This is a genomic window from Candidatus Accumulibacter vicinus (assembly GCF_000584955.1).
Taxonomy (GTDB): domain Bacteria; phylum Pseudomonadota; class Gammaproteobacteria; order Burkholderiales; family Rhodocyclaceae; genus Accumulibacter; species Accumulibacter vicinus.
Map to the genome: position 1 here is coordinate 227,514 of NZ_JDSS02000024.1, position 12,477 is coordinate 239,990.

9 protein-coding genes are annotated in these 12,477 nt (G+C 63.3%); 8 read left to right on the forward strand and 1 reads right to left on the reverse strand.

Going from position 1 to position 12,477, the window contains the following annotated elements:
- Positions 1 to 220 precede the first annotated feature (220 nt).
- The 5 genes from CAPSK01_RS11670 (at position 221) to CAPSK01_RS11690 (ending at position 5,621) form a co-directional block, all read left to right on the forward strand.
- The gene (locus CAPSK01_RS11670; protein WP_273703555.1) at positions 221 to 802 is read left to right on the forward strand and encodes a flavin reductase family protein; all 582 of its coding nucleotides are present in this window, start codon (positions 221 to 223) and stop codon (positions 800 to 802) included.
- Positions 803 to 1,037: 235 nt separating this feature from the next.
- Positions 1,038 to 1,352, forward strand: a complete 315-nt coding sequence (locus tag CAPSK01_RS11675) for an H-NS histone family protein (protein ID WP_034926496.1) — start codon at positions 1,038 to 1,040, stop codon at positions 1,350 to 1,352.
- A gap of 123 nt (positions 1,353 to 1,475) precedes the next feature.
- On the forward strand, positions 1,476 to 2,477 hold the full coding sequence (gene galE / locus CAPSK01_RS11680; RefSeq protein WP_034926498.1) for a UDP-glucose 4-epimerase GalE: 1,002 nt from the start codon (positions 1,476 to 1,478) through the stop codon (positions 2,475 to 2,477).
- A 9-nt stretch (positions 2,478 to 2,486) separates the two neighbouring features.
- Positions 2,487 to 3,305, forward strand: coding sequence for a symmetrical bis(5'-nucleosyl)-tetraphosphatase (locus CAPSK01_RS11685; protein WP_034926500.1), 819 nt, complete (start codon positions 2,487 to 2,489; stop codon positions 3,303 to 3,305).
- Positions 3,306 to 3,578: 273 nt separating this feature from the next.
- A complete protein-coding gene (locus CAPSK01_RS11690) occupies positions 3,579 to 5,621 on the forward strand; it encodes a hypothetical protein (RefSeq protein ID WP_034926501.1) in 2,043 nt (680 codons plus the stop codon).
- Between the two features lie 131 nt (positions 5,622 to 5,752).
- Here the strand turns inward: CAPSK01_RS11690 and CAPSK01_RS11695 are convergent, their stop codons facing one another.
- Positions 5,753 to 6,046 (reverse strand): acylphosphatase, encoded by a 294-nt coding sequence (locus tag CAPSK01_RS11695; protein WP_034926503.1) that lies wholly within the window; start codon positions 6,044 to 6,046, stop codon positions 5,753 to 5,755.
- A 130-nt stretch (positions 6,047 to 6,176) separates the two neighbouring features.
- On the opposite strand from CAPSK01_RS11695, the gene CAPSK01_RS11700 reads away from it, so the two are divergent.
- The 3 genes from CAPSK01_RS11700 to CAPSK01_RS11710 are packed head-to-tail and all read left to right on the forward strand — an operon-like array spanning position 6,177 to position 12,401.
- Positions 6,177 to 7,649 (forward strand): NADH-quinone oxidoreductase subunit M, encoded by a 1,473-nt coding sequence (locus tag CAPSK01_RS11700; RefSeq protein WP_034926507.1) that lies wholly within the window; start codon positions 6,177 to 6,179, stop codon positions 7,647 to 7,649.
- 13 nt (positions 7,650 to 7,662) lie between these two features.
- Entirely contained in the window at positions 7,663 to 10,854 is a 3,192-nt protein-coding gene (locus tag CAPSK01_RS11705) for a DUF2309 domain-containing protein (protein WP_273703556.1), read from the forward strand.
- The gene (locus tag CAPSK01_RS11710; protein ID WP_273703557.1) at positions 10,851 to 12,401 is read left to right on the forward strand and encodes a proton-conducting transporter membrane subunit; all 1,551 of its coding nucleotides are present in this window, start codon (positions 10,851 to 10,853) and stop codon (positions 12,399 to 12,401) included. Before CAPSK01_RS11705 ends, CAPSK01_RS11710 begins: the two co-directional genes overlap by 4 nt.
- Positions 12,402 to 12,477 lie beyond the last annotated feature (76 nt).

A 12,477-nucleotide genomic window follows, 5' to 3' on the forward strand; every position in this document is an offset into this window, starting at 1 on the left:
AGCGCCGCAGATAATCCCCTGCGGGCGTCTCGGTAAATGTCTGCGCGCGAAAGCGGGAATGGCGCTGCATCAGAATCGACTCGACAAGTGAAAGCTGCCCGGTGATAATGACGGGTTTTCTACAGGTATCCGGTGGATCCGTGGCAGCGCAAAACTCAGGAATCCGGGAATCATTTTACCAACGTTCAACGTTGGCGGTACAACGCGTCCGGGTCGCCTGATGCGCACCCCTCTTGGCTCCTCCCCGGATGGTCTGAAAGCAGCGGTGGTCGACTTTCCCGACAGCGATATCCGTCCCGCACAGGCTGCCAAGGATCTGGTCTGCCGAGACTTTCGCGACGCACTCGGCAGCTTTGCCACCGGCGTCACCGTGCTGACCACACTGGCCACCGACGGCACGCCGATCGGCCTCACCATCAGTTCCTTCAACGCCGTTTCCCTCGACCCTCCCTTGATCCTGTGGAGCCTCGCATGCGACTCCCCTCGACTCGCAGCCTTTCGCCACGCCGGTCATTACGCCGTCAATGTCCTGGCCGCCGATCAGGAGGCCATCTCGAACTGTTTCGCCAGCCGTGACGAGGGTCGTTTCGACGCACTCGTCTTCACGCCAGGGCTGGCCGGAGTACCCCTTCTCGAAGGCTGCGCAGCGTGGTTCGAATGCGGTCACGAGGCGCATTATCCGGGCGGCGACCACCTTATTTTTCTGGGTCGCGTCCAGCGCTTTACCCGTGGCCAGGCCACCGATCCGCTGATTTTCCATGCTGGCCGCTATCGGCATCTGCACAGCGATTCGAAACGTTAGCGCCAACTTAACCTTATTCGGCATTATATCCCTTGTCTCGAAGCAATAAACTTCCGCAAGATTAGGGGTGTAAAATCGGCTTTTTCTTCTAAATTAATTGAATATCTGCAGCATCGGCGCCACGGCTTTACATGGGCACGCGAGCAGTCGGTCATTTCACTTGACAAATAACCGGCAACCTGTTGCAATCATTTGATTAAGGTGTATAAGACGATTTTTCCCCAGGGAGTAGTGTATGGCCAGTTATAAGGAACTACTCGCACAACGTGCGATGCTTGAAAAACAGATAGAAGAAGCTCGGCAAGCAGAGTTGTCGGAAGTGATCGGTCGGATGAAGCAATTGATTGCCGAGTACGACCTGACGGCGGCAGACCTTGGCTTCAAAATGGCCGGGGCAATGGGAATGGTTGCCGGCAAAATCCGGCTACCGGTCGCCGTCAAATACCGTGGCCCTAATGGTGAAACCTGGTCGGGTCGCGGCAAGGCGCCAAACTGGCTGACTCGCCTTGAAACAGAAGAAGGACGGCACCGCGACGAATTCCTGGTTTAAACTTCTTGTTTAAATTGGAGGGAGCGTGAATGTTTTACCTGTAAGGAAGGCACGTGTCGGAGTATCGAAGCGCTTATCGACACGCAATGCCAACCATGACAGCAGACTCCCGGAAACTGGCGGATGAATATTTTGGTCACCGGCGGAACCGGTTATATCGGTTCGCATGCCTGCGTCGCATTGCTCGCCGCCGGTCACACCGTGACCGTCATCGACAATCTCTCGAACAGCCGGCGCGAAGTGCTCGATCGGGTGGCACAGATTGCCGGGCAACGGCCGCTCTTCTTCCAGGGCGATGTCCGTGATCACCAGTCATTGCGGTCGATTTTTGCCGCGACGCCGATCGATGCCGTGATTCACTTCGCCGGTCTGAAGGCTGTCGGGGAGTCGGTCGTGCAGCCTTTACGGTATTATGACTGCAACGTCGGCGGCGCCATCGCGCTATGCAAGGCGATGGCCGAAGCGGCTGTGAAAACCCTGATCTTCAGTTCTTCCGCCACGGTCTACGGCGACCCGGCTTCGGTACCGATCCGCGAAGACTTCCCACGTTCGGCGACCAATCCCTACGGAGCCAGCAAGCTGATGATCGAGGACATCCTGGCCGATCTGGCGCACGCCGATTCTGCATGGCAGATCGCCCGCCTGCGCTATTTCAATCCTGTCGGCGCGCACGAAAGCGGCCTGATTGGCGAGGAACCGAATGGTGTTCCCAATAACCTCCTGCCCTACGTCGCCCAGGTAGCCGCAGGCAAACGCCCGCAGTTGAGCGTTTTCGGCAGCGATTATCCGACGCCTGACGGCACCGGAGTACGCGATTACATTCATGTGATGGATCTCGTCGAAGGCCACCTCGCGGCTCTGAACTATCTGCTCGACAAGGGCGGCCTGCTGACCGTCAATCTCGGCACCGGCTGTGGCTACTCGGTCCTCGACATGGTGCGCGCCTTCGCTGCCGCCAGCGGTCGGCCAGTGCCCTACGCACGGGTGCCGCGACGGCCGGGCGACGTGGCCACATGCTACGCTGACCCACAGCTCGCCGCCGACCTGCTCGGATGGCAAGCCCGCCGCGGCATCGAGCAGATGTGCGCCGATGCCTGGCGCTGGCAGCAATACGCGGCCGTCTGATCACCGAGCATGGCGACCTACGCAATCGGAGACATTCAGGGCTGCTTCGAATCGCTGCTGAAACTGCTGGAGAAGTGCCGTTTCGACCCTGCAGGCGACCGCCTGTGGCTGGTTGGCGACCTGGTCAACCGTGGTCCACGCTCACTCGACACCTTGCGCTTCGTGCGTGATCTCGGCCCCGCCGCAGTCACTGTCCTCGGCAATCACGACCTCTATCTGCTGATGGTGGCCGCAGGATCCGGCAGGCGTAGCAAGGGCGATACGCTCGACGAGATCCTCCATGCCCCAGACTGTGCAGACCTGCTGGACTGGCTACGACATCGACCGCTGTGCCACCACGAAGGCGAATTCTGCATGGTGCATGCCGGACTCTTGCCGCAATGGACCGTCGCCCGGGCACGCGCGCTGGCCGCAGAGGTCGAGGCAGCGCTTACCGGTCCCGCTCACCAGGATTTCCTGGCCAATCTGTGGGGCAGTGAACCGGCGGCGTGGAACGAAGACCTGCAGGGCTGGCCGCGCTTGCGGGTGATTGTCAACGCGATGACCCGGATGCGCTTCTGTTCGCCCGCAGGGGTCATGGAATTCAAGACCAAGGGCGAGCTGGCCGACGCCCCGCCTGGCCAACTGCCATGGTTCGAAATTCCCGGCAGGCTCAGCGCCGCTGACGTTCTCGTGATTGGCCATTGGTCGGCGCTCGGATTGCGGATCGAGCCCAACCTGCTGGCACTCGATTCCGGTTGCTTCTGGGGTCGTCACCTGACGGCCGTGCGCCTGGATGACCGCACGCTGTTCCAGGTGGATTGCTCGACCTGCGAAAAAGGAGTTTGAATCCCTGCCGCCTTTCCCGCAGCGAACCACATGCGGATCAGAAATCTTGATCCGGTGTCGAAGTTTTTTACACCGGATCAAGCGACAGCGCTGCCCGCGAAGATAAATAGCCATTACATCAGTTGCTTGCATTAACAAGCATGGAATTTGCTTTGCTTGCCAAGGGGAAACTGCCCCTTAATGTGAAAGTCGCGTCAGCCACTCACCAACCGCTCTTGCCAAAATGGAGAAAATACTTCGGAGAATTAACACTTACTTATAAAGGAGCACAACATGTTCCACAGATTCCAGGCTTTGCTCGGCCACATGGCCGTTTTTGTCGTCGGTCTGTTGCCGGTTGCCCAGGCCATCGCAGTGGACTGGATGATCAACGAAGACTACTACCAGACCGATGCACGCGCGGCCACCGATTTCGAGTTTCTACTTGTCGGTGACGTCGCAGCCCAGATCACCGGCGGCGGAGAGACCTCCATCACCAACGCTTTCGCCGACCCCACTCGCAGCACCAGCCTTCAGCCGGGCTTCAACAACACCATCGTTCGCTTCGCCGGTTCCAACACGATTCCCAATTCACCGACGACGAAACGGCACTTCGGCATCTTCGGCATGGGCAAGAAGCCAACGGTGCTGACCAAGGCATGGTCATTCCCCACGGCTCCGTTTCGCGTTCCGGTGCCCAAGTCCAACTTCGATTTCGCCTACGATCCGCTGAACGACACCCTGCGGATCACGCTGGAAAATACCAGCCCATACACGGTGACTTTCCAGAACGTGGGCTATACGATCAACTCCACCGAGTACCCCATCGACCAACTGACGGCCAGCGGTCTGCCATTGTCGGTTTTTCAGCCACTCGCTGGATTCGACCACGAGTACCGGCCGGGCGAGTTCAGTTCCATGCTGCTCGCCAGCATACCTCTTGAGGCGTTTGCCGTCACCCATGCCACGGTTTTCTTCTCGGGCGACTCCAGCGGCATGGACTATCAAGCGACTGGCGACGAATGGGCCCAGGTTCGCGTCGCCGCCGCAGTTCCCGAACCGGGCGCCCTGCTTCTTGTACTGGTCGGCCTGGCGTGCGTTGTCGGCTTCTCCTGCCGTGGCCGATTTAATGGACTACTCGTACACCCGTTGGGCAAAGCCGCTGGCGCATGGCTGCTGCTCGGCGTCGGCATGCTGCAAACGGGCAGTGCCGCGGCCGACGTGTTCGTTGTCCCCCTGGCCGCGCCACCTACCGCAGGTGATACACGTCCCTTCATCGACCTGAAGGCCAAGGATACTGCAGGTAATGACATCACCATCAAGACCCTGATTGACGGCGGCTCGACCAGCTCCGAGTTGAAAGTCACTGCCGCGGTCGGAACCCAGTTGGGCGTCAGCGGGGGAACGCCGGGAACCGAGCGAGGGATTAACGGAGTATCGCCGACCACCACCGGAGCAAGCATCCCGGCCGGCGCCGGCATCGGCTTCAGCAGTGCGCCCGTCACCCCTGGTGGTCAGGCAGCGAGCTCGCCCCCCCTGCCCACCACGGCCAGTGTGGGAACTCTTCCGCCCGGGCGACAAGCCACCCTGGGCAGCGGTTATCTGGAAGCCAACTTCGACAGCAGCGGGCGACTGGATGGCTACTACTTTTTCGTGGCCAAGGGTCAGGGAGCGACGGGCGGCGTGGCGACGGCCAACGCCATCGCCAGTTTCCTGGCCTTTTCCGGACCAGTCGCCACCAATCCCGATGGCCGTCCCAAAGGCACCAAATCCGAGGAGGTCACCCCCTTTCGCCACCCCGTGCCGCTGGGCGAGGAGGCAATCGATGGCGGCTTCCAGCTGGGCGTCGATATCAGCAGCGCTTTCTCCACGCAATCCGACATCCCCTTCATTCTCAAGAGCGGTTTTTCAAACACGATCATTTCTTCCCGGCTGGCTTTGCTGCTGGGATTGAATCCGGGCACCCTGCCGACAGGACAGGTCGAAACGAACTTTGGCACGATGGCAGTCGGCATGACCCAACTCCAGCTCGACCTGTTCAGCGACCCGAGCTTCCCGAGCTTCACGATCCCGGTAGGCATTGCCTTGAACTCCTCCGACAATCCATTCGACGACAACGTGCTGGGTAGCGATGTGCTGGGCCAGCTGGCTTATTGGGACATTGATCAGACCAACCCGAGTGCCCCCATGTTTTCTGCTGCCGCCAGCCTCACGCCCGTTCCCGCGCCGGGTACGGCGACGCTGATCAGCGTACCAATGCTTTTCTGTCTGCTGGCCAGCGCCTGGACACGCGTCAATCGGACCCGAACAACACGCGCTCGCAGCCCCCGGGAGTAAGGCGTGCACGGCGGGTCCGGCCGTCTGGTCGGTCCCGCTGGCGGGAATGGAATATCGGAGGACTGGAACAGTCATGGCCGTTGGTGCAGTTGCCGGCTGCATGCCAATTTGTCGTGATCAGCAGGGAAGCTTCAGCATGTGGCAATCTGCCGGAACCCGTCCGCCGTGCCGATTTCGGCAGCATTGCCTTCATTGCAGAGAACCCGATCGACCCTGGCCATCGAGGGTCCGCGCTGTGCCCAGCACAGCAGCGCGTCAAGCGCCTCGACCGGACCACTGACCAGCGCTTCGACGCTGCCGTCGCGACGATTGCGGACCCAGCCGGAGAGGCCGAGCCGTTCGGCCTCGGCGCACAGCGACCAGCGGTAACCGACGCCCTGAACCCGGCCATGAATACGCAGGTTCTTGCAGACTGTCTGACTCATCTTTCGACTCCAAAACGCTGAAACCGGGAACTGGGGCGGTGCGGCCGCAGCCAATGCTGGCATAATCGTGGTCCATGAAAAGAAGAATAGCAAGGGGAGCGGCATCGCTTTCCGGGGCCCTTGTCCGGCGATGCTGAAGACACTGTTGCTGCTGCCGCTATTTGGTGCCGCACTGTTGTCGCTGCTGCCGAGCCGCCGCTTCGATCTGCTGCGCCATCTGGCGAGCACCATCGCTGCCGCGACGATGTTCTGTGCCGGCCTGTTGCTGCTCGACTTCGATCCCGCCAGCGCGGATATCCAGTTTTTTGAAACCCGGCCGTGGAATCCGCGCGTCGGTTCGCATTTCGCGCTCGGCGTGGACGGCATCTCGCTGCCGATGGTGCTGCTCGCGACGGTGCTCTGTTTCGTCGCAATCTTCTCCTCGACCAGCATCCGCAGCGGCGCCAAACTGTATTTCTCGCTGTTGCTGATCCTTGAGACCTCGCTGCTGATCGTGTTTACGGCGCGCGACTGGTCGCTGTTCTACGTCTGCTGGGAGTTGACCCTGATCCCGCTGTTCTTCCTGATCGACCGCCTGGGAGGCGTCAACCGTCATCGGGCAGCACTCAATTTTGTCCTGTATACGCTGGGGGGGTCGGTATTCATGCTGATCGCGCTGCTGTTGCTCTACGATGTCGCCCCCGGCCACAGCTTCGCGATGGTCGATTTGGCCGCCGGTGGCGCGCAGTTGCCGGTGCGTACGCAGATTCTGGTCTTTCTCGGGCTGCTGCTCGGTTTCGGGGTCAAGATGCCGATCGTCCCGCTGCATGGCTGGTTGCCGCTGGCGCACGTCGAGGCACCGAGTCCGATCTCGATCCTGCTCTCCGGAATCCTGCTGAAAATGGGTGCCTACGGGCTGATCCGTGCGGCCGCAACCTTGCCGGCAGCAGCACTGGCGCTGCAGGACTGGCTGGCACTGCTGGCCCTGCTCAGTCTGATCTACGGTGCGGTCTTGGCTTGGCGGCAGACTGACCTGAAGGCGATGATCGCCTACTCGTCGATCTCGCACATGGGTGTCGTCCTGCTCGGCATCGCTGCGCTCAACCCGGTCGGACTCAGCGGTGCGCTGACCCAGATGGTCGCGCATGGACTGACCGCCGGGCTGCTGTTCCTGCTCATCGGTCTGCTCTACGAGCGCACGCACAGCCGCGATCTGGCGACTTACGGTTCGCTCAATCGCAGTGCACCGCGCTTCGCCGTGTTGATCGTGTTCACGCTGCTGGCCTCGGTCGGCCTGCCTGGCAGCGCCGGTTTCATCGCCGAACTGCAGGTGCTGATCGGCGCTTATGGCCGCTGGGGAGGCTGGCTGGTCCTGCTGTCAATCGCTATGCTGGTTTCTGCCGCTTACGCCTTGCGCGCCATTCGCTGCCTGTCAACCGGACCCGAACGGCCTGTCGGTGCGGCGTCGGCCGGGGTGGCGCATTTCGCCGATCTCAATCGCACGGAATGTGCGGCTGCCTGGCTGCTGGCCGGCGGCATCGTCTGGATTGGCCTCCTGCCGGCACCACTGTTGCGCCTGATGGCCACTTCGCTGAGCCGGCTGGCCACTCCCTTCGGTGCCTGAGCGAGTTCCGCGCATGCCGTCACCCGTCTCGCCGAAAATTGCCGCCGCCACACCCGGCTTGCAGCGCCTACAGGCCGGCCTACGGCAACTCGCGCACCAGCTGCCGGCACAGGCCCCCTTGCGCGATTTCGTTCATCACAACACCCTGCACGCCTTCCAGCATCTGCCGTTCGCCGAGGCGCTCGGCGAAGCCACCCGCCTGACCGGCGCACGTCCCTGGCTCGACGAGGGCCGCTGCCGGAAACTGTTCCGGGAAGGACGAGTGAACGCGGACGATCTCGCTGCTGCCTTGCGGCAATTGCCCGAAACCCGAGCCGGCGAGTGGCTGCCCGGCGATGCGCTGCCCGGCTTACGTCGCGGCGAGATCCTGCAGGCGGCACTGCTGCAGCCGACGGAAACCATTTCACCGACCCGTCTGCGCTGGCAAATCGAGGAAAAATCGGCATGCGAGCGCCTGCAGGCAGATCTCGACCCGTTCGTGCGGCAGCGGCTGCTGAACGCCGCCGCTCTGGACGGCCACGACGAGACCGCGGCCGTCGCCGACCTCTGGGCAACGGCGTGCGCCTTGCACGGGCCGATTGCCCGGCCCGCCGTCACTTGCACCGAGCCCTCGGCGGCTACTGCCGCGACGATCTGGCAGGAACTGCTCAACCGTCTCGGCAACGAATGGACGCTCGGCGCATTGCTCGCCCATTTGACCGGTGAGGATATCCGACCGGCACTGCAGGTGGCCTTGATTCGCCATCTTGCGGCACACCTTGATCACGGCCTGGCCGCCTGGAAAAACCCGGCACGAGCACAGGGGTTTTTTGTGGCGTGGCGACAGAGCGCAGGCAGCGACTGGACCTGGGAACTCGATGAATTCGCCGGCGCGCGCCAGGACATCGAGCAACTCGCCGACGACCCGCTGCAGGTGATCGCCAACGAACTGCAGCCTTTGGGCATGGACGATGCGCGCTGCAACGCCTATCTGCAGCGACTGGCAATGGAATTGCCGGGCTGGGCCGGCATGTACCACTGGCATGAAGCGCACGCCGGAGCCGGCGATCCGCCAGTCAGCCTGACTGATTTTCTCGCCGTTTGCGTGGTGCTCGAACGCATCCATGCCGAGCAGTGGCTGCGCCGCGTCTGGGGCCTGCGGCTCGGCGAACTCGGCAGCTACTTGATCGATCATCCGGCCGAGCTGGTGGTCAGGCACGCGGCCGGCAGTCGCCAGTTGCCGGACGACCTGCTCGACCAGGTGCGGCCGCATCTGGCGGCCGAGGCGGCGCATGGCGACTGGCCGCATTTCGCCCGCCGCCTGGTGGAGGCGCGCAACCCCGACGCCGCAGCGACCGACACCGAAGCACTGGCCGCCTGGCCACTGTTCGTCCTGGCACAAAGATTGGGACTGACTGGTCGCAGGCTGCGCGAAATCGGTCGATCCGGTGTGGAGGCCTTGCTGGGTTGTGCCGATTCCCTGACTGACAACCAGCGTGGCCTGCTCTGGCTGCTGGCCTACGAACATCACTATCGGCAACAGATCTTTGCGGCGTTGCTCGCCAATCATGGCCGCGCACCGGCACTGGCCGGCAAAACCCAGGCGCAGTGGGTTTTCTGCATGGACGACCGCGAAGAGGGCAGTCGCCGCCATCTCGAAGAGGTCAACCCGGCTTTTGAAACCTTTGGTGCCGCCGGTTTCTTCGGCACCCCGATATTCTGGCAGGGCCTCGACGACAAAGCGCCGACAGCCCTGTGTCCAATCGTCGTACGCCCGGCGAATACCGTACGCGAGACCCTGCCACCTGGCACCGAGGCGGCATACCGTCGGCATCAGCAGCGTCGCCAGCTACGCTTGGCGTGGCGCGAACGCCTGCATCAGGGCAGCCGGCGCGGCTGGCTGCAGGCTGCTCTGCTGAGCATTGCCGCCGCACCCTGGGCCCTGCTCGCGCTACTGGCGCGGACGCTGGCGCCGGGACGTCTGGGGCGACTGCTTGAGCGCGCTCGCGACCGCTTCGACAAGCCGCTGCCAGGCGCACTCGAATTGACCGCTGCGCCCGGCGAAGCCGACCGGGTCGCCAGCAGCGACGCGCCACGAATCGGCTTCAGCGAAGAGGAGCAGGTAACCCGCGTCGGCACTTTCCTGCGCAGCATCGGCCTGACAAGCCACTTCGCGCCGCTGGTGCTGATCGTCGGCCACGGTTCGGACAGCCGTAACAACCCGCATCTCGCCGCCTACGATTGCGGCGCCTGTTCCGGCCGCCACGGCGGACCGAATGCACGCGTCTTTGCAGCCATGGCCAACCGGCCAGCACTGCGTGCACAACTCGCACGGCAGGGACTCGTCATCCCGGAAACGACGTACTTCATTGGCGCCGAGCACAACACCTGCGATGAGAGCTTCGTCTGGTACGACCTCGAGCAACTGCCGGACAGCCATCGCGAGGCCTTTGCCGCACTGCGCCGCGACGCTCAGGAAGCGGCGCGCCGCCACGCTGTCGAGCGTTGCCGTCGTTTCGCGTCGGCGCCACTCGATCCTTCGCCGCAGCAGGCGCAGGCGCACCTGGCAAACCGGCGTCAGGACATCGCGCAGGCGCGGCCCGAACTCGGACATGCGACCGTGGCGGCGGCTTTCATTGGCCGCCGCACGATGAGCCGCGGGGCCTTTTTCGATCGACGGGTGTTCCTGATTTCCTACGATCCGCTGCCGGATGCCGACGGGCGCGTACTCGAAGCAACCCTGCTGGCGGCTGGCCCGGTCGGCGCCGGGATCAGCCTCGAGTATTACTTTTCGACCGTCAATAACGAAGGCTATGGCTGTGGCAGCAAGATCATGCACAACCTGACCGGGCTGTTCGGGATCATGCAGGGGGCCACTTCCGACCTGCGCACCGGCCTGCCGCTGCAGATGGTCGAGATCCATGAACCGATGCGACTGCTGGTGATCGTCGAACAGACGCTGGAAATCATCAGCGCGATCTACCAGCGACAGCCCCCCCTGCAGGAATTGATCGGCAAGGACTGGGTCATTCTCGCCGCCAAACACCCCCAGACGGGAGCCATCCATCTCTTCGCGCCGGCGACCGGCTGGCAACCCTGGAGTCCACAGGCAACAGGCCAGCCGGCGCTGGACGTGCCCGAGGCCGAGCGTTCGTCCGACTGGTTCGCCGGCCAGCGCGAACCCTTGCCGCCAGCCTTGCTGCGGCGCCCGGTGGTGACGGCATGAGCGCACCCGACGGGCTGTTCGACATGTTGGCCCTGGCCAGCCATCTGTTCTGGCTGGTGCCGCTGTTGCCGCTGCTGTCAGCCGCGCTGATCGCCATTCTTTTGCTCTTGCGCCGCGGCGCTGGCGATGCCAGCGAGCCGCTGACGGCTGCCATCGCCAGCACGGCCGCGCTCGCGGCGCTGCTGCTCCTGCTGGTTTTCGATCTGCTGGCCATTGGCGGCACCCTGCCGGAGCATCTGGAGTCCGGCGAATGGCTGCGTATCGGCGCAGTAGCGATTCGCCTGTCCTTCGTGGCCGACGCCTACAGCCTGCCGGCGGCGACGCTGGTTGCCCTGATCGCCTGGATTGCACTACGTTTTTCGGCTACCTATCTGCACCGGGAGGTCGCTTTTCCGCGCTTCTTTCTCGGCATGAGCCTGTTCCTTGCCGGCATCCTGCTGATCGTCCTGGCCGGCAATGCGGTGCTGACCTTCGTCGGCTGGGAACTCGCCGGCTTCAGTTCCTGGCTACTCATCGCTTACGCCTGGGAACGACCGGTCGCGACCGGCAACGCCTTGTTCGTCTTCCTCTGCAACCGTATTGGCGATGCCGGTTTCATGCTCGGGATCGCCCTCGCGACATGGTCGGCGGGCAGCCTCGAGTGGGCCAGACTGACCGGCGACAGCGGCCTGGCCCAAGTCACGGCGCGCCTGCTGGCGTTCGGTTTCGTGCTGGCAGCGCTGGTCAAATCGGCGCAACTGCCGTTTACGCCATGGATCGCGCGTGCGCTCGAAGGCCCGACGCCGTCTTCGGCGATCTTCTACGGGTCGCTGATGGTGCACGCTGGCGTCTATCTGCTCTGTCGTCTGCAGGGCCTGCTCGTACAGGTGCCCGACCTGCTGGCACTGCTGGCGGTCGTCGGTCTGGCGACCGCCGTGTACGGCGGCCTCTGTGCGCTGGTACAGAGCGATGTCAAGTCGGCGCTGGTATTCTCGACCGTGACCCAGGTCGGTCTGATGGTCGGCTGCTGCGGTCTCGGACTGTTCTGGCTGGCCGCCTGCCACGCAGGCCTGCATGCCGCCTGGCGCGCGTATCAGTTTCTGCTCGCGCCGGCGTACATGCATCTGGTAGGTCAGCCGGCACCCCCGGTGCCGCGCTGGCTGGCCAGGCAACGATGGGGGTACACGGCGGCGCTGCAGCGTTTCTGGATCGAGCCCCTGGCCAACAGCCTGCTGACGCGCCCGACGCTGGCGCTTGGCCGGGACGTGCGGGCACTCGACGAGCGTTTCATCGACCCGCTCGTCGGCGCCCCCCGCGACGATGAACGCCCTGACACCGGTGACGCTGCCGACGAACTGATTCGTGGCCACGGCCTGGCCGGTCACGCGCTGTTCAACTTCGCGAACCGCATGCAGCGTCTGGAAAGCGCTCTGCTGCTCAGCGGCGGCGGGGCGATGGAGAAGTCGCTGCAACGCGCCGGACACTACGCGGATGCCATCGAATCGCTGCTCGAACAACCGCGCTATCTGATGTTGATGGTCATGGCGACTTTCGTGGTGATCCTGTGAGTGAAATTCTCTGGGCCACACAGGCTGGCTACCCGCCGCTGGCGACGCTGCAATGGTTGCCGCTGGCCGCCGCCCT